Origin of the sequence: Alteromonas sp. PRIM-21 (assembly GCF_027563165.1) — a bacterium.
Lineage (GTDB): Bacteria > Pseudomonadota > Gammaproteobacteria > Enterobacterales > Alteromonadaceae > Alteromonas > Alteromonas macleodii_A.
Genome location: NZ_JADOEK010000001.1, coordinates 733,636 through 758,338 on the forward strand (window position 1 = coordinate 733,636; position 24,703 = coordinate 758,338).

General features: G+C 44.0%; 16 protein-coding genes. 7 read left to right on the plus strand and 9 right to left on the minus strand.

Annotated features, from left to right (window positions below):
* Window positions 1-222: 222 nt before the first annotated feature.
* The 6 genes from IW644_RS03185 to IW644_RS03210 all read right to left on the minus strand — a co-directional run bounded on the left by IW644_RS03185 (window position 223) and on the right by IW644_RS03210 (window position 7,369).
* Entirely contained in the window at window positions 223-1,176 is a 954-nt protein-coding gene (locus tag IW644_RS03185; RefSeq protein ID WP_442864414.1) for a hydroxymethylglutaryl-CoA lyase, read from the minus strand.
* Entirely contained in the window at window positions 1,124-3,130 is a 2,007-nt protein-coding gene (locus IW644_RS03190; protein WP_269916373.1) for an acetyl/propionyl/methylcrotonyl-CoA carboxylase subunit alpha, read from the minus strand. Before IW644_RS03190 ends, IW644_RS03185 begins: the two co-directional genes overlap by 53 nt.
* On the minus strand, window positions 3,120-3,920 hold the full coding sequence (locus IW644_RS03195; protein ID WP_269916374.1) for an enoyl-CoA hydratase/isomerase family protein: 801 nt from the start codon (window positions 3,918-3,920) through the stop codon (window positions 3,120-3,122). Before IW644_RS03195 ends, IW644_RS03190 begins: the two co-directional genes overlap by 11 nt.
* Before the next feature lie 11 nt (window positions 3,921-3,931).
* Window positions 3,932-5,539: a carboxyl transferase domain-containing protein gene (locus IW644_RS03200; RefSeq protein ID WP_269916375.1), complete on the minus strand. Its 1,608-nt coding sequence runs from the start codon at window positions 5,537-5,539 to the stop codon at window positions 3,932-3,934.
* A 256-nt stretch (window positions 5,540-5,795) separates the two neighbouring features.
* Window positions 5,796-6,965, minus strand: coding sequence for an isovaleryl-CoA dehydrogenase (locus IW644_RS03205; protein WP_179983105.1), 1,170 nt, complete (start codon window positions 6,963-6,965; stop codon window positions 5,796-5,798).
* Window positions 6,962-7,369, minus strand: coding sequence for a MerR family transcriptional regulator (locus tag IW644_RS03210; protein ID WP_179983106.1), 408 nt, complete (start codon window positions 7,367-7,369; stop codon window positions 6,962-6,964). The genes IW644_RS03205 and IW644_RS03210 overlap by 4 nt, the downstream gene beginning before the upstream one ends.
* Before the next feature lie 352 nt (window positions 7,370-7,721).
* Between IW644_RS03210 and IW644_RS03215 the strand changes: the two genes are divergently transcribed.
* From IW644_RS03215 to IW644_RS03230, 4 genes are all read left to right on the plus strand, one after another.
* The gene (locus tag IW644_RS03215) at window positions 7,722-8,897 is read left to right on the plus strand and encodes a thiolase family protein (RefSeq protein WP_269916376.1); all 1,176 of its coding nucleotides are present in this window, start codon (window positions 7,722-7,724) and stop codon (window positions 8,895-8,897) included.
* A 93-nt stretch (window positions 8,898-8,990) separates the two neighbouring features.
* Complete coding sequence (locus IW644_RS03220) at window positions 8,991-10,184, plus strand: alpha/beta hydrolase family protein (protein WP_269916377.1); 1,194 nt, start codon at window positions 8,991-8,993, stop codon at window positions 10,182-10,184.
* A complete protein-coding gene (kynU, locus tag IW644_RS03225; RefSeq protein WP_269916378.1) occupies window positions 10,174-11,409 on the plus strand; it encodes a kynureninase in 1,236 nt (411 codons plus the stop codon). The genes IW644_RS03220 and kynU overlap by 11 nt, the downstream gene beginning before the upstream one ends.
* Window positions 11,410-11,512: 103 nt before the next feature.
* Window positions 11,513-12,946, plus strand: a complete 1,434-nt coding sequence (locus IW644_RS03230) for a diguanylate cyclase (protein WP_269916379.1) — start codon at window positions 11,513-11,515, stop codon at window positions 12,944-12,946.
* Between the two features lie 78 nt (window positions 12,947-13,024).
* Here IW644_RS03230 and IW644_RS03235 read toward each other — a convergent pair whose 3' ends face one another.
* Window positions 13,025-14,680: a FapA family protein gene (locus IW644_RS03235; protein WP_269916380.1), complete on the minus strand. Its 1,656-nt coding sequence runs from the start codon at window positions 14,678-14,680 to the stop codon at window positions 13,025-13,027.
* A gap of 125 nt (window positions 14,681-14,805) precedes the next feature.
* A complete protein-coding gene (sbcB, locus tag IW644_RS03240) occupies window positions 14,806-16,236 on the minus strand; it encodes an exodeoxyribonuclease I (protein WP_269916381.1) in 1,431 nt (476 codons plus the stop codon).
* A gap of 233 nt (window positions 16,237-16,469) precedes the next feature.
* On the opposite strand from sbcB, the gene IW644_RS03245 reads away from it, so the two are divergent.
* The 3 genes from IW644_RS03245 to IW644_RS03255 all read left to right on the plus strand — a co-directional run bounded on the left by IW644_RS03245 (window position 16,470) and on the right by IW644_RS03255 (window position 22,016).
* Window positions 16,470-20,228, plus strand: coding sequence for an ATP-binding protein (locus tag IW644_RS03245; RefSeq protein ID WP_269916382.1), 3,759 nt, complete (start codon window positions 16,470-16,472; stop codon window positions 20,226-20,228).
* A gap of 124 nt (window positions 20,229-20,352) precedes the next feature.
* Complete coding sequence (locus IW644_RS03250) at window positions 20,353-21,417, plus strand: isoaspartyl peptidase/L-asparaginase family protein (protein ID WP_269916383.1); 1,065 nt, start codon at window positions 20,353-20,355, stop codon at window positions 21,415-21,417.
* A gap of 179 nt (window positions 21,418-21,596) precedes the next feature.
* Window positions 21,597-22,016 carry a CBS domain-containing protein gene (locus IW644_RS03255; protein WP_025254932.1) on the plus strand — a complete coding sequence of 140 codons (420 nt, stop codon included), beginning with the start codon at window positions 21,597-21,599 and terminating at the stop codon, window positions 22,014-22,016.
* Between the two features lie 166 nt (window positions 22,017-22,182).
* On the opposite strand, the gene IW644_RS03260 is transcribed toward IW644_RS03255, so the two are convergent.
* Window positions 22,183-24,582 (minus strand): phytase, encoded by a 2,400-nt coding sequence (locus IW644_RS03260; protein ID WP_269916384.1) that lies wholly within the window; start codon window positions 24,580-24,582, stop codon window positions 22,183-22,185.
* Window positions 24,583-24,703 lie beyond the last annotated feature (121 nt).

Consider the following 24,703-nt stretch of genomic DNA (forward strand, 5'->3'; position numbering starts at 1 on the left):
GCGGTTTTTATCATTGCACGTCGATAACGGGGGACAGCTTACAAAGAAGCATACAAAGACATCCATCCTAGAAAGGTAATAAGCTACTAGAGACATCCATTCTTCAGAGCTTGGTATAGAGCGAAAGCTTGTGGAGACACCCACCTTAAAAAATATTCTTAATATTTAGGGTGGGTGTCTTCATAAAACGGATACATGAAATCATGGGCCCGTAACCAAAGACTATTTACCCAAAAGCGCGTTGGCTGATTTCGATACAGGCGAGCGACCCAATACGTCAGAAATATACGATGAGGCTACAAGCAGCTTATTCATGTTCACACCTGTGGAAATGTCCATACCGTTTAACATATAAAGGACATCTTCAGTTGCGACGTTACCGCTGGCTCCTTTGGCATAAGGGCAACCTCCTAGTCCTGCAACAGCCGAATCTATAGTAGAAACTCCATATCCTAGCGCCGTATACAAATTAACTAACGCCTGCCCATAAGTGTCGTGAAAGTGAGCTGCAACTTTGCTGACATCGATCTCTTTTAGTACATCATCAAGCATCAAACTAGTCGCTTTTGGAGTGCCCACACCAATGGTATCGCCTAATGAAACCTCGTAACATCCCATGTCAATCAGCTCCTTACTGACCTGTGTTACAGCTTTAGGTAAGATGTCACCTTCATAAGGACAGCCCATTACACACGAAACATAACCTCTGACTTTTATTTTATTGTGGTTGGCTAGTTCAAACAGTGCTTCGAAACGCTTTAAGCTTTCGCTAATTGAGCAGTTGATATTCTTTTGTGAAAAAGACTCAGATGCTGCACCGAATACTGCAACCTCTTTCACTCCTGATTCTATGGCCGCTTCTAGTCCCTTAAGGTTGGGTGTCAACGCAGAATAACGGATATTCGCCTTCGAATTTAGCGCTTTAATAACCTCACCTGAATTCGCCATTTGAGGCACCCATTTAGGCGAAACAAAGCTACCAGCCTCAATGCGGTTTAGGCCAGTTTCTGATAGAAGCTTTATAAGCTCTACCTTTTGTTCAACCCTTAAAGTCTGCTTTTCATTTTGAAGGCCGTCTCGCGGGCCGACTTCGACAATGCTTACTTCTTTAGGAAACGTCACATTAAACCTCGGCAGCTTCTTTGGTCGAAAATGCCAATAGCGTGGCTCCGCCATCAACTAACTCACCAGGTTTGAAGAAGAACTCTTCTACTGAGCCGTCGTGTGGGGCAATGATACTATGCTCCATCTTCATCGCTTCCATGACTAAGATTGGATCTCCTTTCTTAACTTGCTGATCTTTTTCAACTAAATGCGCAACTATTGTTCCATTCATAGGAGCACTTAAATTGGCATCATCACCATCACTGTTATGATCACCTAACGAGGGTGAAACTACACTAAACTTAGCATGGGTGTCTTTGTTAAAAAGAGTAAACACGCCATCATTTTCTGAAAACGAAAACGTCGATTTGTATCCATTGACTGTCGCTTTTAGCGTGTTATCTATGATTTTGCCACTTACTTCGAAGCTTTTGTTAGCTACCGTTAGCTCCCAGACAGGCTGATTCTCGTGTGGTAGATGTTTTACCTCAACACCGAACTCTTCTTGGTCAAAAAGCAACGTTAGGGTTTCTTTGTGATTTCCATTAGGCCGCCACGCGCCTGCAGTGGACCATACTTCAGGTGTGCGATTACTCAAGGTAATTTTTCTATTTAATAGGGAAAGTAACGCCATCGCTGGAATATTAGAATGGGTGTCTTCGCTAGCTATATGGTTAAACAACGAATCGTTATGCTTTTCAACAAATGTAGTTGTCAACTCAGCAGCACCGAATGCCGGGTGGGTAGCGACGCGCTTTAAGAAGTCAATATTTGTGCTTACACCGTCAATATAGTAATCGCCCAAAGCACTAATTAGGCGCTTGAGGGCTATCTCACGGTTCTTTCCCCAAACTACAAGCTTGGCGATCATAGGGTCATAGAAAACGCTTACCTCATCGCCTTCCACAACGCCAGTATCAACACGGACTACGTCATTTTCTTTTGGTGTGCGTAACAGGCACAGCGTGCCGGTGGAAGGTAAAAACTCGTTGTTCGGATCTTCAGCATAAATACGTGCTTCGAATGCGTGTCCTGTAAGCGTGAGTTCCTTTTGTTGCTTAGGTAGGGGCTTACCTTCAGCAATAGTTAATTGCCAGTGAACCAAATCTTCTCGGGTAATCATTTCTGTAACAGGGTGTTCAACCTGCAAGCGCGTATTCATTTCCATAAAGTAAAATGAATCGTCTTCATCAAGTAAGAACTCTACAGTTCCTGCACCTACGTAATTAATTGCTTTCGCCGCCAGTATCGCCGCTTCGCCCATTTTTTCCCTTACTGACTGAGACATATTAGGCGCTGGCGCTTCTTCAATAATTTTTTGGTGACGGCGTTGCACCGAACAATCACGCTCGAAAAGATATACACCGTTACCATGGGTGTCACAGAAGACTTGTATTTCAACATGACGAGGGCGGGTTAGGTACTTTTCAACCAGCATATGATCGTCACCAAAGCTGGCCATAGATTCACGTTTAGCGGCGTTTAAAGCCTGAGAAAACTCTTTCTCGTTCCACACTTGGCGCATGCCTTTACCGCCGCCACCAGCTGCGGCTTTTAAAAGCACCGGATAGCCCATCTCATCGGCAGCGGCTTTCAACACTGCTTCACTTTGCTCGTCGCCATGATAGCCTGGAACGAGTGGAACGCCTGCTTTTTCCATAATGTGCTTCGCAGCAGATTTTGAACCCATTGCTTCTATTGCAGATGCGGGTGGACCTACAAAGATAATATTGTTTTCTGCGCACAGATTTGCAAATTCAGCATTTTCAGAGAGAAAGCCGTAACCCGGGTGGATAGCATCCACACCCAGCTCTTTCGATTTCTCAATAATGAGTTCACCACGTAAGTAACTTTCTTTTGACGGAGGTGGCCCTAAATAAACTGCTTCATCAGCCATTTGTACATGAAGTGCATTCTCATCGGCGTCTGAATAAACAGCTACGGTTTTTATACCTTGTGCGTTGGCTGTCTTTATAACGCGGCAGGCTATTTCGCCACGGTTTGCGATTAGTAATTTATTTATCATTCTGTACCTCCACCCATGACGCACTGCGCTTTTCTAAAAAGGCTGACAAACCTTCTTGACCTTCATCAGAGGTTCTAATTTGTGCAATAAGTTTGCTCGTTTTTGTGAGAAGGGCATCGTTAATCTCTTGCGTAGACACCCATTGCACGAAGTCTTTTGCTTTCGCCACTGCTTGAGGGCCGTTTTTCAGTAGGTTTGATAAAATATCGTCGATAGTGCTATCTAGCTCATCTTCGGTAACTGATTCGCTCAATAAACCTAGTCGTCGTGCTCTACGCGCAGAAAACACTTCAGCGGTCTGGAAGTATCGTCGGCACACTCGTGCGCCCATTGCTTCAACAACGTAAGGGCTGATAGTCGCTGGGATAAGGCCTATTTTAACTTCGCTTAAGCAAAACTTGCTTAGCTTGCTCCCAATAGCAATATCGCAACAGGCAATTAAACCAACTGCGCCTCCAAAAGCTGCACCTTGTACTCTCGCTATTGTGGGCTTTGGCATTTTATAAAGCGTCTGCAGCATGGTTGCTAATGCGAGAGCGTCACTTTCATTTTGCGCTTCGGTATAACTGGCCATTTTTTTCATCCAGTTAAGATCGGCGCCTGCGCTAAAACTTTTACCTTCTGCTCTTAAAATAAGCGCACGTACGTTCTCGTCTTCGCCCGCTTTTTTAAACAAACGAGTCAGCTCGATTATCATTTCATCGTCGAAGGCATTATGTTTATCAGCCCTGTTTAAGGTGACAGTGGCAATGTTTCTTTCATCTACGCTGTAAATAACTGATTGTTCCATAACCCGAACTCCTACATTCTAAATATGCCAAATTGGGTGTCTTCGATAGGCTTGTTGAGGGTCGCTGACAGCGATAGCCCAAGCACTAATCGCGTATCCGCCGGGTCAATAACGCCATCGTCCCAAAGCCTTGCAGATGCATAGTATGGATGTCCTTGCTTTTCGTAGGTATCAACAACGGGTTGTTTGAATGCTTTCTCTTCTTCTGCGCTCCAAGATTCGCCAGAACGCTCTTTTTGGTCGCGTTTTACCTGTGCGAGAACACCTGCTGCTTGCTCACCGCCCATCACAGAGATGCGAGCATTTGGCCACATGAAAAGAAAGCGTGGGTCATAGGCTCTGCCGCACATGCCGTAGTTACCTGCACCAAAACTTCCGCCGATAAGCACAGTGAGTTTTGGTACATTCGCGCACGCTACAGCGGTTACCATTTTGGCACCGTGTTTTGCGATCCCGCCATGTTCGTATTGCTTACCAACCATAAATCCGGTGATGTTTTGCAAAAATACCAGGGGAATTTTTCGCATTGCGCAAAGCTCGACAAAATGAGCACCTTTGAGCGCACTTTCACCGAAAAGTATGCCGTTGTTCGCAACAATGCCGACAGGAAAACCAAATATGCGAGCAAACCCACAAACAAGGGTAGTGCCGTAAAGAGGTTTGAATTCATCAAAATCTGAATCATCAACAATTCGAGCAATAATTTCCCTCACGTCATAAGTCTGACGACTATCAGCAGGCACGATGCCATATATCTCTTTTGTGTCGTAGCGTGGAGGTTTCACCGCAGCAACGTCTAAGTCTTGAGGTTTCTTTCGGTTTAACCTTGATATAGCATTTCGGGCTAGAGAAAGTGCATGATGGTCATTGTTGGCTAACTGATCAGCAACCCCCGAAATACGAGTGTGGACGTCTCCGCCACCAAGTTCTTCTGCAGTTACCACTTCACCTGTCGCTGCTTTAACAAGAGGTGGCCCACCTAAGAAAATAGTCGCCTGTTCTTTAACGATAATACTTTCATCAGCCATAGCAGGAACATAAGCGCCACCTGCTGTACAGGAGCCCATAACTACCGCAATTTGAGGGATATTCTTTGCAGACATATTCGCCTGATTGAAGAATATGCGGCCGAAATGATCTCTGTCAGGGAATACATCATCTTGGCGAGGTAAGTTAGCACCACCTGAATCCACCAGATAAATACAAGGTAAGTTATTTTGCTCTGCGATGGTTTGAGCTCGAAGGTGCTTTTTAACAGTAAGAGGGTAGTAAGTCCCGCCTTTGACAGTGGCATCATTAGCTACAATCATGCACTCGATGCCAGCAACAATACCGATACCGGCAACAACCCCTGCACAGGGCACATAGTCTTCATATACTTCCCAGGCTGCTAACTGGCCTATTTCGAGAAATGGAGTATCCGGATCGATGAGGGCGTTTATTCTGTCACGTGGTAATAGTTTCCCACGTGACATGTGGCGCTCGGCTGCTTTTTCTCCACCACCTTGACAAATTTGTTCTATTTTTTCGACTAAATCATTTACCTGAGCCTGCATGTGCTCGGCGTTTGCGATAAATGTTTCGGACTTCGTATTTATACTTGAGCGAAGAACGGGCATAACCCCTCCTTGTGTTGGGCGTATGCGACGGCTGTCGCATTAACCACTAGTTAGCAATATGATTAGCGAGACACCCATGCTAAGTACTTTCGCTGCGGTGGGTGTCTTTGTAATTCATTGGCCTATAAATAAAGTTCAGCTTTCGTAAAATGTACCTAATAAGATTTAGGGTGGGTGTCTTGCTAATTTCTATAAAACAAGGAGCGTTTAATCTTTCTTTGTTCAATAGAATTTGCCTTCCAACCGTAATCCCGATCTACTTAGATTCGTTGAAAAGCTCGCGGCCGATAAGCATGCGGCGGATTTCCGATGTACCTGCACCTATTTCATAAAGCTTGGCGTCACGTAATAGGCGGCCAGTAGGATATTCATTGATATAGCCATTACCCCCTAGTAACTGAATAGCGTCTAATGCCATTTTTGTGGCCAGTTCTGCTGAGTAGAGAATCGCGCCAGCCGCATCTTTGCGTGTAGTTTCACCGCGATCACAAGATTGTGCAACGGTGTATACATAGGCTCGAGCCGCATTCATCTGTGTATACATATCAGCGACTTTGCCCTGTACCAGTTGGAATTGACCAATTGATTGACCAAACTGCTGGCGGTCGTGAATATAAGGAACAACAATATCCATGCACGATTGCATAATGCCGAGTGGGCCGCCGGATAAAACAAGGCGCTCGTAATCTAAACCGCTCATCAGTACACGAACGCCTTCGCCTTCTTTGCCAAGAATATTTTCGGCTGGTACTTCACAATCTTCGAACACTAACTCGCAAGTGTTAGAGGAGCGCATGCCAAGTTTGTCGAGTTTTTGCGCGCGACTAAAGCCCGGAAAGTCACGCTCCACAATAAATGCTGTGATACCTTTTGGGCCGGCATCAGGGTTGGTTTTTGCATAGATAACAAAAGTATGTGCATCAGGGCCATTCGTTATCCACATTTTATTACCGTTGAGAATGTACTTGTCGCCTCGCTTCTCAGCTTTTAATTTCATGCTAACAACGTCAGAACCTGCGTTAGGCTCACTCATTGCTAACGCACCGATATGTTCACCGCTTACTAACTTAGGCAGGTACCTTTCACGCTGAGCGTCGTTACCATTTTTAAAAATCTGATTAACGCATAAGTTTGAGTGTGCGCCGTAGCTCAATCCGATACCACCTGATGCGCGGCTAACCTCTTCCATCGCAATAGTGTGGGCGAGATAGCCCATGTCAGAGCCACCGTATTGCTCTGAAACAGTTACACCCAATAAACCCATATCGCCAAGCTTAGTCCACAGTTGATTTGGAAATTGGTTATCTGCGTCTGCTTGCTCAGCCAGAGGAGCAATCTCATTTTGTGCAAATTGGTAGACCTGGTCACGTAACATCTCGATGTCTTCACCAAGTCCAAAATTCAAAGTAGGGTAGGAGGTGTTCATGCGATATTTCCTCGTTTTAATTCTGCGAGTTCTTCTCGGCAACGTGCTTCAACATCATCCAGTTCTGTCATTAGCATCTGAATATCTTCTAATTGTTGTTTAAGCACTGCTCTTTTTTGCTCAGTCATTTCAAGCATGGCCTCTAGCTGAATGGCCGAGTTGGGGTTAGTGTCGTACATGTCGAAAAGTGTTTTGACTTCAGCAAGGGAAAAACCTAAACGTTTTCCGCGCAAGATAAGCTTTAAGCGCACTCTGTCCTTGTTCAAATAAACGCGATTCTGTCCAGTTCTGGACGGCGACATTAGTCCTTGCTCTTCATAAAAACGAATTGAACGAGGAGTGATGTCAAACTCTCGCGCGAGTTCACCTATTGCATATGTTGTTTCGTCTTCGTACTTGCTCATTACACGTACCTTGTTTTTAGCGCTGTTTAACACCCTTTATCTTAGCGTGGGTGTCTTTGTAATTAATTTTTCTGTAGTAGGTTGGGTGTCTTCGCAATCGCACTATTGTTTTAAAGCAGCATATTTTTTATACCACTATATTAAAACGTAGTGTTTGGTTGACACATACCTGGTACAGGTTTACGTTAACGTTAATTACATTTTACGTTAAGGTAAAGTAACATTTTGCTAACGTCAATTTTTCATGGTGAAGGCAAAGCATAGCCGCTATTAGAGGTGTTTACTTTTGTATACATCTGTGCGGCCTTCTTCACTTAACTCTATAATTTAAATGAATTTTAAGGGCACGGTTATGAGTAATGATTCAGTAGTTATTGTCGCGGCTAAACGCACACCAATGGGTGGTTTTAACGGTAATTTGTCTTCGCTTACTGCGACCAAACTTGGAGAAGTTGCGATTAAAGCAGCCTGTGAAGAGATGGATGTCTCTGCAATTGATGAAGTCATTATGGGGTGTGTATTACCCGCAGGCCTTGGTCAATCACCTGCACGACAAGCATCACTGGGGGCGGGGCTTCCGTTAAGCGCCGGTGTTACAACCATTAATAAAGTATGTGGCTCGGGCTTAAAAGCGGTAATGATGGCGCATGACTTAATCAAAGCAGGCAGTGCGACAGCAGTTGTAGCGGGCGGAATGGAGAGCATGAGTAACGCGCCCTACATGCTGCCCAAAGCAAGAACGGGTTACCGCATGGGTCACGGCCAAGTGCTAGATCACATGATGCTTGATGGTCTAGAAAATGCTTATGATGGCAAAGCAATGGGATGTTTTGCGCAAGATACGGCCGATGAAGAAAACATATCTCGCGGAGAAATGGATGAATTTGCACTAAGCTCGCTTTCAAAAGCACATGAAGCAATAAATAGCGGTACATTCGTTGATGAAATAGTGCCGGTAACAATCTCGTCTAGAAAGGGCGACACCGTGGTTGATACCGATGAAGGCCCGGGTTCTGCACGTCCTGAAAAAATACCAACTTTGAGGCCTGCTTTCAAAAAAGACGGTACGGTCACTGCGGCAAACTCAAGCTCAATCTCCGATGGTGCTGCAGCCCTGGTTGTTATGAGTGAGAGTAAAGCGAAAGAGCTTGGTTTAGCGCCACTGGCACGTGTAGTTGCTCACGCTACAAATTCTATTGAGCCTGAAAACTTTACTGTGGCACCTGTAGGAGCAATGGAAAAAGTGTTGGATAAAGCAGGCTGGACAAAAGAAGAAGTTGATTTGTTTGAAATTAACGAAGCTTTTGCAATGGTGACTATGCTGGCAGTCAAGAAACTTGGGCTTGATGAAAATAAAGTGAACGTGAAAGGTGGTGCATGTGCATTGGGCCACCCAATCGGTGCATCAGGCGCACGTATTTTGGTAACTTTGCTGCACGCGCTTAAGCAACGTGGCGGGAAAAAAGGTATTGCTTCCTTATGTATTGGTGGTGGTGAAGGCGTAGCACTGGCTGTTGAAATGATCTAATCAAAGACCGGCGATAAGATGTCAAAAAATTAATCATAGAGTGTCACCATTTACTTGGTACTCTATGATTTAATTGAAATAAAAACTATCAATATGAAATCTTCTATCAAAGCTATCCCTCCAATTACATTAGCTGTGTTAGCGACGCTATTGCCGGCCGTAAATACTCAAGCGACTCCACTTCCGAAAGGGGGTAGTGTTGTAAATAACAACGTAACTTACGATGACACCCACGTAAGTGAAAGGCATTTAGCATCTAATGCCGCTTCGAGTGCTCCTTCGAATGACACCCATGCAAACTCGAAGTTGCATGCAGGCCCGCAAGAGTTAACTTTTACGTTGGGTGTCACCCAAACAACGCCGAATTACAAAGACACCCATGCTAATGAGCCGAACTTATCTTCAAAAAACGCTTCGAATGACACCCACGCAAGCATTAATGTAAACGCCTATTCGAATGAAATACCTCGCACACTGACCCAAGTGCCATATTCTGCGTTGGGTGTCTTGCCAACATCACCATATTCTGCGTTGGGTGTCTTGTCAACGTCAGAGCATGACAGCCAATTCAGCTATGGGGAAGACCCGCTACAGACTGTGTATGTATGGCATGGCCGCGGTGGTGATGAAAATGAGTTTGCTGGGGACGCCGTCATCTTCGTTCATGGCGGGTGTTGGCTAAATGCATACGGCTATGACCATGCTAAAGGGTTTTATCATGCCTTGGCAGAGCTTGGGATGGGTGTCTATGCAATGGAGTATCGGCGCGTAGGCGATGAAGGCGGTGGCTGGCCCGGTAGTTTGGAAGATGTAACAAGCGCTGTGAAGGCATCAATTGAGAATATTGAAGCTACAGGGGATAGTGGCAACATATATTTGGTGGGGCACTCTGCGGGCGGGCATCTTGGCTTACTTGCCGCACAGCAGCTATCGAGTAGCGATGTAAGTGAAAGCATTACACAAGTAATAGGCCTTGCCGCTATAACAAATGTGCAAAGTTATGCACTTGGCGAAAATAGTTGTCAGACAGCCACGCCGCAGTTTATGGGGGGAATGCCCACTGAAAACAAACGTGAATATCAAACGGCTACGCCTGATGCAGCGGCAATCAAGCCTTCGGTAATATTATTGCAAGGCAACGAAGATAGTATTGTACCCGAACACCACGCTACAATGCCCAGCGCAAAAAACAGAATAATAACAAACGGTGGTCATTTCGACTGGCTACATCCAGAATCAACGTCCTTTGATGCTTTACTTGAGGTTATGAGTCAACATGATAAATAAGGTTTTTTCTGCTAAGCAACTTGATGAAAAAGATCCGCTTTTTAGCAAGGCGGGTGAATTCTCGTTGCCAAACAATACTATCTATCTTGACGGTAATTCTCTTGGCCCCTTACCCAAGAAAGCGGAAGAACGCGCCGGTGAGGTGGTAAAAAATCAGTGGGGTGAGGGCCTTATCACAAGCTGGAACAAGCATCAGTGGATTTCACTACCACAGCAGGTGGGTGACAAAATTGGTACAATTGTTGGCGCCAAGCAAGGCCAAGTAATATGCTGCGACTCGATATCAATCAATTTGTTTAAGGTGCTTAGTGCTGCCTTAAAAATGCACCCAGAAAGAAAAGTCATCGCCACAACAAGAAACAATTTCCCCACCGATATTTATATGGTTCAAGGTTTACTCGATTTACTCGGCGCTGAATACAGTATTCGTTACGTAGATGAAAACAGTGTTGGTGCCCAGCTTGACGAAGATATCGCAGTGCTGATGCTGACTCAGGTAAACTTCAGAAGTGGTTTGAAGCTTGATATGAAGGGTATTACTGAGCAAGCGCATAATAAAGGAATACTTACGCTGTGGGATTTGGCACACAGCGCGGGCGCGTTTCCTGTAGCCTTAGATGAATGCAATGTAGATTTCGCCGTGGGTTGTACCTATAAATATTTGAATGGCGGTCCAGGTGCCCCTGCATTTATTTATGTTGCCCGACGACATCAGGACGCTTATAAGCAGCCTCTATCAGGTTGGATGGGCCATAGCTCGCCATTTTCATTTTCTCCCGACTACACCCCTGATACCTCAATAAAACAAAACTTGTGTGGTACACCAGGCATAATTGGTATGAGCATTTTAGATGCTGCCCTTGATGTGTTCGAAGACGTTTCGATTAAAGCCATTGATGAAAAATCTAAAAAGCTTCAAGCCTATTTTATCGCTGAAGCTAAAAGGGCAGGGTTATTAGATGAGCTTAAGGTGGTAAGCCCGGCGCTAGATAATCGAGGTAGCCAAATTGCGTTTGCCCACGATGATGCTTATGCCATTTGCCAAGCGTGGATAGCTGAAGGTGTCATTGCTGATTTTCGTGCTCCAAATATACTTCGTGTTGGCTTTGCGCCGCTGTACTTAAGTTTTGCCGATGTTGAGAAAGCGGTAACAGCGTTGGCTGCTATCATGAGTGAAAAGCGCTATGATCGAGAAGAGCTCAAGCAACAGCAGAGTGTTACTTAGCTAAATAGTGACTAAATAATCGAATTTATTGCATTTTTTGCATTTAACCTTAATACTTCGCGGTTGACTTGTTATTGATGTAATTATTCTTTTGGGTGTGCAGTTGAGAAAAATAAGAAAAGGCCTGCTTTGCACAGTGTTGTTTGTAGGAGTTGCTTTTAGCGCGCTCTTGCAAGCTGCACCTGAGCAACCATTAGCATCTCAAAATTCAATTGAAGTAACCTATTGTATTGACCCCAATTGGGCGCCTTATGAAGCGATAAGAAATGGCATCCATGTGGGTATTTCAGCCCAGTATATGCAGCTTATTGCTGAGCTTAGCGAGCTTAAGTTCAAGCTTGTTTCTACACAGAGTTGGCAGGAAAGCCTAGAGTTCGTTCAACAAGGTAAATGCCAAGTCATTCCTATGATGAACACGTCTGATTATCGCAAGCAGTTTTTAGATTTTAGTGTGCCGTATTTTGAGGCGCCAAATGTATTGGTGGCTCGAACGGGAACGCCTATGCTGCAGGGCTATTCAGGAATTGGGAATCGTACAGTAGGTATTGTGCAGGGTTACCGCCAAGTCGAGTATATTTCACGGCATTACCCGGGATTACGTCTAAAACTCATCCCATCTGAGGAAGAGGGCCTTAAGCAACTCGCAAACGGTGAATTTGACGTAATGGTAGGTTCATTGATGAGTGTGAATATGCACATTAATAACCTTGAACTCGAAGATTTACACATTGTGGGTTACGCCGAACCCTTTGACTCTCTCGCATTTGGCATTAATAAGTCGTTTAGTCATTTAGTCAATAAACTAAATGTCGCAATAGAGCGCATTCCAGAGACAAAGAAAGTAGAAATTTACAAGCAGTGGAATAACGTACAAATCCGTTACAGCCGCAACTATACGGTAATGGTATTAAGTTCAGCAATTGTATTGTTGGGCTTGTTGTGGCTAATTTCGAGAAACCGTCATGTGGGCGGCTACAAGCGTATAATTCAACAAAAAAATGAAGAGATAAGTGCGCTTCAAGCCACGTTGTTAGAGAAAAACAAAACATTAGGTTTTCTTTCAGCTTACGATACGATCACCGGTCTTTATAACCGTAACCACATGATACAGCGGGCTGAAGAAGAGATATCACGCTTCCATCGGTTTCATACTACCGCTACATTAATCGCTATTGATTTAACGCCTGTTGATGAAGATCTATTTTCTCACGACCCCTCTATTCGAGAAGACATGTTGAAGACCGCCGCTCAGAACTGCCTTAATACTGTAAGAGAGGTTGATATTGTTTCAAGGTTTAATGGAGAGCAGTTCGTCGTGCTTTGTCCACAGACCCAATTAGACTCAGCAAAAACGCTTGCAGATAGGCTGTTGGAGTGCATGGATACCCACTATCTTTTGAATGATAAATACAAAATTGCGATTGGTATGGCTGAATTGCGAGACTCAGAAGAGTTCCCAGATTGGCTTGAACGCACTATAAAAGCGCTTTATCAGTCTAAGCGACAGGGCTACGGTAATGTGACCATTGCTCAGTAAAAATGGATTACTCTACGGCTAAATAGAAAGGTAGATGTGCGAAGCCTAAAAAGCCGGCTTCGCTAGCCTAAACATCATCTAAATAATTGGCTCGTAATGCCATTGGTGCGAGTCGTAGTGAATTTGAGCGCGATCGTATTCCCTTTCAGAACGCCAGTTTCTATTATTCAGCTTGGCAGAAACGCCAGGGTAGAGCCTTTTATTTGCAATAAGCTTGATATCTGTTTGATAGTTTTCTTTTGCGGCTTTCACGTCGTTAGCTTTATTCTCTAACCATTCAAGAAGCGCGCTTTCGTTGTTAAAAAGTTCAAGCGCTTCCGCTGCCTTGCGCTGTAGCTCTTTAGGAATCTTTTTACCTTGAATAAGGTCGATTTTTTCTTTGTGCTTTAGGTTATTTTCGCGAATTTGCCTTAATAACTCATCAAGAGAATCTTTGCGCTCTAGCAGCTGATTAAAACCAGGGCTAAAATCAACTTTTAACGTACTTCCAGAAACAGCGCCGAGTGTTCCTGCTTCAACCCTATCTTGACTAATAATGTCACAAGCAAACAAATTGCCCATGGGTTTATCAATTTGCCCCACAATTACCGCACCGCCGCAGCGCAGACGACTATAAGCAAGCTGCCTACCAACAGTTATATTCCCAGCGCACTGAATATCGATGCCTTGACCATGCTGAACGTGAATACTTCCCGCGGCAACGAGTTTGCATTGGTAGTCACCTTGCTTATCGTTCACCTTGCCCATAGCACCTTCGGTGATAATAATGTCGCCGCCCGACTCAATGTAAGCCGACTCTACGAAACCGTTAATAGTAACGTCACCGGCTGCTTTAATTTGCATTTTCTCGGTGACATCGCCATTAACTAATACAGCACCTTCATAATTTACATGCCCTGACCCAACGTTAACGCCATTACAAATAAAGGTATCATCTATATTCATAACTTGGTCACGGTATTTAGGCATCCCTGAAATGGATGACATTAATAGGTTTGCGTCGCTATCAGACACCACCGTTCCTGTTCCCATTTTAAAGTCTACCCATTCACCAGGAGTGGCTGATATTGTGTTTCCTTTCACGTCAAAGCCAGAACGACCTTTTGTAGGTGGGGTACGGCGCAGAACAGGCGTGTTTATTTTCACGCATATCACTTCGCCTAAGTTGCGCATGTCAACTCGTTCACCTTCGTTCGTTTGCGGTCTTAGTATTCGTTCAAGTGCGTTCGGAACAAGGGGAATAAATTTGGAGTTTTTCCCATTTCGAGCAGGAAGCCCTTTAGCTATGGTTTCCTCTAATACAGTGCCAGGCGCCGCATTTCTTGCGGCTTTGAGCATGGCGTCTATTTTTTTAGTGCTAACACCTCGAATCACTCTATTTTTGACCGCTAATGATTTAACTGTCGCAAGGGATGGGAGTTTACCGCCATAGGGGGTAGTGAGGACCAAATTCGCAGTCATGCCGTCTTCAGGCAGCCGAAATTCAACTTCGGCATTTTTACGCTCTCCAATACGCTCTTGAACCACGGTTCCATCGCCTGTTTTAAAGTAATGGTTGGCCGTCTCGCAAGCTGATTTCAATGCCTTTTCTGACACATAAAGGCGCTTGGTTTCGCCACTTTCCAATTGCTGTCTAACATCACGGATATTCACCTCTGATGTAAATTCAGAAGGATTGAGCATAATGTTTATATAGGTTCTTGATTTGTCGAAGCTTATTGTAACGCCATTCATGACTACTTATTCCCTTACGCGCGTGTATTGTTATTATCGGCGGAAGTCATCAATTCCTTGACTACGTTTTATCCTTTACCGCCTTCGTTCAACTATCATTAATTTATGATGTTATAAAACCTCCGTCAAAGGTTTTTAGCATACTGATACAGGGCGCGCAGTATGGCCTGCTTATCAGGGTTGTCACTGTGCTCGTGGGCTAACGCTTCAAGCCTCATCATGTAGTTTTCTAATGTAATTGAGCCGTCAAACGCGGGGTCAGTAAGTCGAGCCTGACGGTGATACTGCCACTTCGTCATCTCATCAGCGGTAAGTGTATTAGGGTAGTTACGCGCACGATAACGAAAAAGCTGTTTGCGCAAGCCTTCATGCTGGGTTTCATCGCTTAAGGTGGCAAGGTCGTCAGGGGCTGCATCAATAACACGCTCACACCAACGTCTATCTTCGTCATTTAAGAAACCACCGCTATACAAGGCATGGTCTACGTCATGCTCTGTACTGTCGCGTTCTTCGTCATACACATCCACAAGCTTAGCAGCAAGATCCTTGGTGTTTGCGAGTGTTTTATAATTGTCTAGGCAGCGCTCTCTATCAAGACCTAATCTAACGGCATTTTCCTCAGTCATCGCTTTGGCTGTGGTAATAAAAGGAGAGCGATTAATGTGGATAAGTTTAAGACCAGGTCGTTCTTTAGTATCTGAATACGTATCCGCTGGCGCGTAAAGTGCCTGTCTTATCTCTTCGGCAGTGTCGTTTACCACGCTGTCTATATCATGAGATAAATCTATCGCTATAAACGCATTAGAATTGGTTGGGTGTTTAGCAATCGGCATTACCCACGTGCAACATCCCTGGGAGGCCGGTAATTTAGAGGATATATGCAAAAGTACCGAAGGTTTGCTTAAGTCAATTTGCTGCATAACCGTATGTTTATTGCGAAGCGACAACGCATAATCAAATAAACGAGGCTGCTTTTCTTTGATAAGCTTTGCCAAAGCAATGGTTGCGTAGACATCGCTTAGCGCATCGTGTGCATTTTCGTGGCCAATGTTATTAGCTGCAGTGAGCGATTCTAATTTGAAGCTAGGCGTACCATCTTCTCGTTCTGGCCAATTGATTCCTTCTGGCCTAAGCGCATAACACGCTCTTGCTACATCAATAATATCCCAGCGGCTATTCCCGTTTCGCCACTCCCGTGAATAGGGATCGTAAAAATTACGGTAAAACAGATAGCGCGCCACTTCATCGTCAAAGCGAATGCTGTTAAATCCTACACTACAGGTGTTTGGTGTAGACATCTCTTGGTAAATGCGCGCTGCAAAATCCGCTTCGTTTGACCCATCTCTAATGGTTTGCTGTGGCGTAATGCCGGTAACCAAACATGCCTCTGGGTGAGGCAGATAATCATTAGCAATGGCGCTCATAATGTTGATGGGCTTTCCAACAACATTTAAATCCATATCTGTTCTGACCGCGGCAAATTGGCAGGGAAGATCTTTTTGTGGGCTGGTGCCAAATGTTTCAAAATCGTGCCACAAAAATGTAGGTGCGTGCATAACCACCATTGCTTATTAGTAAAATCTTGCACGCAGTGTACACCGCGACAATTTTAATACCAAATGCTGTTGGTTTTGTGCCCAATAATTAAGACATTCGAAACGTTACAGTGGCGTTGTAACTAACGGTTTTGTCGTTTGTTTTTTATATAAGATTTTTAGACTATAAACTTGCGCAACAAAACATCTCTGACTAGCTTTAGGTTATTACAAGTTATACGGAAATTATTGGCTTGTCGGTCCTACCATCTAAACCTGCGTTTAACGAAGCTAAAAGTACTTTTATATTGGCTGTTGTGCTTGCTACTTTGCTGATTGTGTTGGTTGTTAGTTTGTTTGAAAGCAACATAAAAGCGACAGCGGAAAGTCAGGCCTATGAGGCTTTAGAGAAAAGTGCCTTAAGCGTGGAAAATGTCGCCGAAACGCAGCTAGTTAAATATCTCAACGCCCTTAACTTTTTGCACCAAACGCCGCCCATAAGCGGAATAGTTAGAGCCACGCAGAACAATAAGTTAGATCCTAAAGATGGCACTACGCTCGACCAGTGGAAGCATCGCTTAGAAACTATATTTGTTGCTTTTATCGAAAATAACACAGAAATCGATCAGTTAAGGGTTATTAAGGCAGACGAAGAGGGGAAAGAATTCTTAAGGGTCGAGCGCGAAGGTGGGAGTGTTTTAATAGCCAGTAGTACTGATCTACAGGCGAAAGCAACGCGAAATTATTTCATTGAAAGCGTTAAGAGTAATAAAGGTCAATTTTACATTTCCGATATCAACTTAAATAGGGAATACGGAAAATTAGAATACCCCTACAAGAGCGTCATTCGACTTTCCTTACCCATCTTTAGTGAAAATGGCGAGCGTTACGGATTTCTAATTATGAACGTCAACGCACAATATCTGCTTTCTCAGATGACCAAAGTTTTAACTCGCAATCAGTCGCTGTACGTCACTGACCGAGATGGATATTTTGTAGTACATCCCGATAGCCAAAAGTCTTTTTCAAAAGACTTAAATCCTTCTGTAACATGGCAAAGCGAATTCTCAGTATCTCAATTCAACGGTCGGAACAAGATTACGCCTAGAAATGAAAATCAGAGTTTACATTACGCTGTTTCTAGGACGTTCACACTAGGTGCCAAAGAACAGGGCACAGGCTTTTACTTACACATACTTCTACCGCAATCCCTAGTGAGTGCGTTGATAAACGAAAAACGTCTGAGCGTTTACAGCGTGATTGGCGTCATCTCGATTATCTTTGTAAGCATTCTGCTCTTCGTTTATCGCAGTAATAAAAAGAATATTGAGTTAGCCAAAGTGCGCGGTGAATCAGTCGCTATTGTCGATATTTCAAAAGATGCCATTTTTAGTGTGGACTCCACCGGTATTGTCAAAAGCTGGAACAAAGCGGCGGAGTCACTTTTTGGGATCCCTTCCCAAATAATCATCAATCATCATTATTCGTCTTTTGCGCCATTATCACTGCTGGGGCTAGAGGATGTGCTCGTTGAAGGTGGTAAGCAAGTCACCTTTACCAAGCCTTATGTAGATGATGATAAAAAAGAGCATTCGCTGTTGATTACCGCGTCAACAATATGGGGAGAGCATTCACAGTTTTCTGGTGTTGCCGTAGTAATTAGAGACGTTACAGAGGAACAAAAAGCAAAAGACGCTATTGAACGAGTTAACTTAAAGCTTGAAGAAAAAGTGGTAAGCAGAACAAAAGAGTTGGTAGAGGCCACGGAAGAAGCGCGTAAAGCAAGCAAGGTAAAGAGTTCGTTTATTTCTAATATTAGTCATGAAATGCGCACCCCCCTCAATGGGGTAGTTGGTTCTTTAGCTTTATTAAAACGCCAACCGCTTAACGAAAAGGCAGAGCAGTTAGTTTCCATGATGGAAATCAGCTGCAATAACTTAAACGTGCTTATAAACGATGTACTAGACCTTTCAAAGATAGAGGCGGGCAAGCTGGATATTAACCAGCAAAATTTCGAACTACTCTCTCTTATTGAGTCTATTGCTAAAGTGTTTGCTATAAAAGCGGCAGGTAAAGGGCTAGAGTTACTGGTTGATACCTCAGAGATACCATCGATAGAAGTTAACTCAGATCCTCACAGAATTAACCAAGTATTGAGTAATCTACTTAACAATGCGATTAAGTTTACTAAAACAGGGCACGTCAAATTAAAACTGTTTTTAAGCGAACCGGGGTCTGACGTTCAAAAGTTACATTTTAGTGTTGAAGATACAGGTGTTGGTATATCAAAAGAAAATCAGCCCAAGCTTTTTTCTGCCTTTACGCAGGCTGACGCCTCTGTGGCAACAAAATACGGCGGTACAGGACTGGGATTATCTATCTGCAAGCAGTTGTGCCAATTATTAGGTGGGGACATTACCTTCGAGTCGGAATTAGGAAAGGGAAGTAAGTTTTCGTTTTACATTTCACTTCCCGATACTAGATCGGGCAAGTCAGCAGATTCCGACCAAATTAATGAAGACGAGAAGACACTTCTTAGTAATGTTAAAGTTGGCGTTTCATCTGCTTATTTACCGCTACAAGCGCACATATGTAAACTTGCAGCGTATGTAGGGGCTACTTCACAAGTCTTAAATGGCCCTGCTAGCGCTATTCAATGGAAAGATTACGACGTTCTTTTACTTGATGAATCCAGCACATTACTTGGCGCAATTGACAGAGAGTGGGAACGAAGTGAAAAAGGCGGAAAGGCTAGCACAATGCCCGTTGTCTATATTCTGCAAAAGCTAGAAGGGGCACCCTATGAGTTTACGCATTTAACGCCTTTGTATTTACCCAAACCCCTTTTCCGCTCTACGTTTGTAACGGTAAAGCAAGGTTTAGATGCTGTTAAATACAGTGGTTTGACTAAAAAAGTCACTACTGAAGACAGCCATAGTAGTACACCAGAAGTCGAAAATAAGGCAGAAGAGCAAGGTAAATCACACTTTTCAATTGAAAATACGCGTTTGCTTATCGTTGACGACAACATGATAAACAGGGAAGTGGCTAAGGGCGTTCTAGAGTGCTTACCTTGTAAATTATATACCTGTGCAGACGGCGAAGAAGTGGTTGCTTTCCTGCGTAAATGCGATGAGAAAGGTCGTCGAATTCACAGTATTTTAATGGATTGCCAAATGCCTAAAATGAATGGTTACGAGGCAACACGTGCTATTCGAGAGGGAAAAGCTGGTGCAATGCATGCCGATGTTCCCATTATAGCGATGACGGCAAACGCTATGCTAGGCGAAAAAGAAAAGTGCCTAGAAGCAGGTATGGACGACTTTGCTACTAAACCGATTATTGCAGATGTGCTTATTCCTAAAGTCAGGCAGTGGTTAGTAAACCAAGTTACTAAATTAGCAGGTACCAAACTTGAAACTTCAGAAGTTGATACCCAAAGCGCTGAAGGCACCAACACTTCTCTTTCAGAACCTGTAAATAAAACGAGTAATAGTGCGTCGGCGCCTCCCTTAGTAGACAGCCTGCTTGGTGCTATTGATAGAGACTTAGAACAAAGTACTGAATTTATGAACGTAACAAACGAATCACAGGAAAGCACTGATGCTCATGTTCGTTCTGAGCCTAGTGACGCATTAGGTACGCCAGAAAGTATTTCTAACGAGCAAACGGATACAATAAGTAATGACTGTTGGGAAAAAGAGGATGCTATAGCTCGCATTATGGGAGATAAAGCGTTGTTCTCGCGGGTTTGTGAGCTTTATTCTCAAAGCGCACCAGAGAAATTTAAACTTTTAGAAAGGGCCGCAGAAGAACAAGACTTTTCACAAGTACAAGTCCTTTCTCTTAAACTCAAAGGGATGTCTGCAGATATAGGTGCCGTTCAATTACAAAAAGATTTTGAATCACTTTGGGAGTTATCAAAAGTAGCCGATTGGGTGAAAGTAAAGGCGTTGCTTCCATCTATCGGCGACGATCTCAATACCTTCTTGGAACTTCTTGAAGTAGCCTAGATTATCATCTTTTAGTGTGTCATCTTAATTCGCTATAAATACGATAATCACATCGCTCGTTTGTGTTGGTTTCATCTGCCACGAAAACAAGCGGCGTTTTATAACTTTTAAAGGAGTGAACCGTTTGAACCTTTCTCGCATTTTTCACCAGCCCAATACAGTTCGACATACGCTGTGTGCAATCAGCGCTTTAGCAGCTTCGCTAGCGATTGTTAGTACTAACGCATCAGCGGCTGATGCTCACCAAGAAAGCCCACAAGTTGCCATTGCCATTCACGGCGGAGCTGGCACTATTTTAAAGTCTTCGATGACGGCTGAGAAAGAGGCGGCTTATAAAAAGGTATTAGCCCAAGCAGTACAGCACGGTCATGCCTTGCTGAAAGACGGAGTAAAAGGTGAAGTAGCGGTGGTTGAAACCATTAAAATTCTTGAAAGCTCACCTTTGTTCAACGCTGGCATTGGTGCCGTGTATACCTTTGATGGAGAGCATGAACTCGACGCGTCCATCATGCATGGCGGAAGTAAAAATGCAGGTGCTGTTGCAGGTGTTAAGACAATCAGAAGTCCAATAGAGGCGGCGCTACTTGTAATGAACGAATCCCCCCATGTCATGCTTTCTGGCACAGGCGCCGAACAATACGCCAAACAAAACGGTCTTGAGCAAGTGGATAACTCGGTTTTTGATACTGAATTTCGCAAGCAGGCTTTAGATAAAGCGAAAGCCCGTATGGAGCAAGCTTCAAATGGGTATGGTACACAGCAGGGGAACGAGCGCTTTGGAACCGTAGGCGCGGTGGTATTAGATGGCGAAGGCAACATTGTTGCCGGAACATCTACGGGTGGAATGACGGCGAAACGATTTGGGCGCATTGGCGACTCCCCCGTTATTGGTGCAGGTACCTATGCCGATAATGCAAGCTGCGCCGTATCGGCTACCGGACATGGCGAATACTTTATCCGATATAATGTAGCAGCAGATATTTGTGCGCGAATGAAGTATCAAGGGTTAACACTAAACGACGCTGCTAATACTGTGGTTAATGATGTACTCGTGAAGGCTGGTGGTGATGGTGGCGTAATAGCCATCGACGGGAAAGGCAATATCGCGATGCCTTTTAATTCAGCAGGGATGTACCGTGCAAGCATCGACATAAATGGCAAAACAACCGTGGCTATTTATAAAGACTAAATACTAAAAAGCGGTTGTTATTTTAATGTTAAATTTACTGGCTTGTATTCAATGAAACGTCTAATCTTTAAGTGTGGGGGAAAATTGCTTTCACATGTGGTTAATAATAATTGAAGTGCCGTAACGCCAAATAAGTCGCAGTATCGGTCACATTAGGCGCCACGGCTGGAGAATCGAAAATGGAATCGTTGCAAGTCAGTGATTATATGAATACTCACCCAGTCAAACTTAATGTCGATATGCCGGTAGCGCAGGCTGTTGAAGTGCTATTAGCCAGTGGGCAGAGTGGTGGGCCTGTGCTCGATGTAAAGGGAAAAGTAGTGGGCTTTTTATCTGAACAAGATTGTATCGCTCAAATGATTGCGTCTAGCTACTATCGCGAGCAAATTTGTAGGGTAGGGGAAATCATGAAAACGCCGGTGGTTTCGGTTAAGCCATACATGTCAGTGATAGAGCTAGCGCAATTGCTGCTTAAAGAGAAGCCGCGGGTTTACCCGGTAGTAGATGATGATGGTGTCCTTCTAGGCTCAATTAACCGAACGGCCGTGCTTCGCGCTATTGACGTTCAATTAAATGATGGGTATCAGCGAGCGGGTTAGTTGTTTTTAAAGCGCCGGAGCTTATTATGGCGCTGCTTTATAACGGTTGCTGCAAATACACTTTTGTTAGAAAAGTAGTGTATTGTAAAAAGGGGCGTTAGGGTGCTTAACGCCTCTTTTTCATTTCTGTATTTACGAATCTTATTTGGTATATAACTACGCAAATCTAATGGTTTCTTTTAACCAGTTTTCTTATTGAATGTTTTAGCGATGTGCCAGTCACTAACTTGAAGTTTTGTGTTTGGCTTGGCATAACGTTTCGGCCATCTTGTACTACCCAAAGCCCCTCAGAGAACCTTCCTCCAAGATTAGCATTGGTTACGTCAAGCCCGTCAGTTTCCGATGCGCCGTCTATTCTTTTGATCTTGTCTGCAACGATCTGAATGAGACCAATAAGTTTAAGTGCGCTAGGTTTGTTGTTGTGAATTTGATAGATAGCGTAACTGTCATTGCCTTGGCTTGAGGCAATTAGATAGGTTTGGCTGTCCATTTCGAAAATTGCCAGCCCTTCTACATCTGCTTCTACAGGCGCGGCTATTTCAGCTATAAAGCGAGGCTCTTCGTTGTTTTTGCTTACATTTAAAGCCCAGATCCCAGCACCTTCTTCCCCCAGGTAGGCAGTGTTTGTCTTGGTATTTACCACGCACCCTTCAGGTTGAGAGGGTAGCGAAAAAGATTGTGTTAAGCGCCCATCGATGGTTTTGGCTGTATCAAAAGATAGGAGATATCGTTCAAAGCGTCCGCTGGTATCGTTTGCAAATACTTGAGCTTCGCCATCTGAAACAAACATACACAAGCCATAGATATCACCAAGCGTAGTGCTAATATCACCGAGGTGAACCATGTCTCCGCGTTTATCAATCTCAAATACTGACAAACTGTTGTTTGAACGGTTTGATGCTACTGCTATATCAATCGTCGGCGCATCGCTTTTGCGAGCTTGGCTTTGCTCGACAAATACATTGTACCCCACGTCAACGTTATTCACTCTGCCAACAGGTAAGCTTTGCAAAAGCTTACCTGATAAGTCGTAGCTATTAAGTGCCCCTTTTTTGTCGGTACCGAGAACGCGACTTTGTTGCGGTGCGAGTGAATTAACCCAAATGGCAGGGTCGTCAGCGGCATCACCATAATTTTCTACCGAGTCAGTTTCTATTTCAGGCTTAACACTGACAGTCCCGTATTTACTTTTCGACGTTACCGCTGCTGTGCTGCTACCTTTTGTAATGGTGCTTTTGATGTGGGTGTCTTTGCTAGTGTCTCTGGTACTAGCTTCTGCCTGGCCAGAATCGCATTGACTATTCAGTAATGCGTGGCTTAATGCTGGTGATAGTTCCGTGTGAAAAAAGTATCCTGATTGGTCATCATCAACAATAAGAGAAATGCTTCTTGCGCTGCTATTTAGCGATAAATGAACGTATTCGGGCTGAATAAAGGTAGCTTTACCATCTGCATTATCTACTTCAAATGCTGAGTTGCCATCTCCTGCATCATAAACAAGCGAGACAAACTGCGTCAAACATGGGGTTTGTAACCATACACCACTAGCATCTGGGCTAACCCAAGCAGAGACACCCATGCTATCTCGCGTCGATATTGAGGGTAGAGCCCTTGCAGAGACACCCACGTTATCTTGTATTGAGATTGGGGGCATTGAGGGTAGGGTGGCTACACCTTCAATAGCAACATCTCGCTCATGAAAGATGAGGTCTTTAGCTAGCTCACTTTCAATATTGGTATCTAGCTGCCATACGCCGGCATATTCGTCGGCTAGATATAAGGTTTCAGTATTGGTGTTCAAGGCGCAGCTTTTAATGCCCGGCCCTATCGCAAAGTCACGAAGCGACAAAAAACTTCCGTGGTGAACTTCATACTGATTAAGTGTGCCAGTAGCATCAACGTTGATGACTTGAAGTTCACCATTAGCCGATATTGCAGCGCAAATAGCTTCAGAGCCCATAGTTGGTTGGCTTATTTGCTGGCGAATTTCAAGGGGCTCTGGAGCAATGCGATACACTTCTATGTGTTGAGTGTCGTTGTTAAACATTACCAAAGACACCCATTGCTTCGTTTTATGCAATACAACTTCAGCATTTACTAAGCTGTAATTTCCCGCAATGAATTTTTCCTTTCCCGCCGAATTGCTTAACGAGACACCCTTGTATTCATTCACGTTGATATTGATAACGTGGGTGTCTTCGTTAGTGTTTTTAGGTTGGGTGTCTTTGCTGTTGTTTACATGGGTGTCATCGTAAGCATCCTTGCTTTTGTTTGCATGGGTGTCTGCGTAAGCAAACTGCAGGGTATTAGCATGGGTGTCTTTGCTAATGTTGCTTTGGTAGGGAAGTGTGATGCTGAAACCGTTATCGAGTTTTGTAAGCGGTAATACTATTTCTTGGGCATCGGTTATTTTTGACTGTTGGTTATCATCCGTAGATATATTCGCTGTGGTGCTAGTTGCAGTGTTAGCGGCTGCGCAACTAAATAACGCTAAACATGCGCTTGAAATCGCCGTTGCTCTACCTAAAGCCATAAATGAACGTTGTGTGTGACGCTTTTGGGTCATTGTTGTTATTGTCCTGAAACTTTCTGAGTGTAAGCACATGCTTAGCCGAACGAGTAAAGCATGCCCTAGAAGAACTAAATGGGGAGGTCACAAACATATTGACCTTCCCCTTACTAATAGA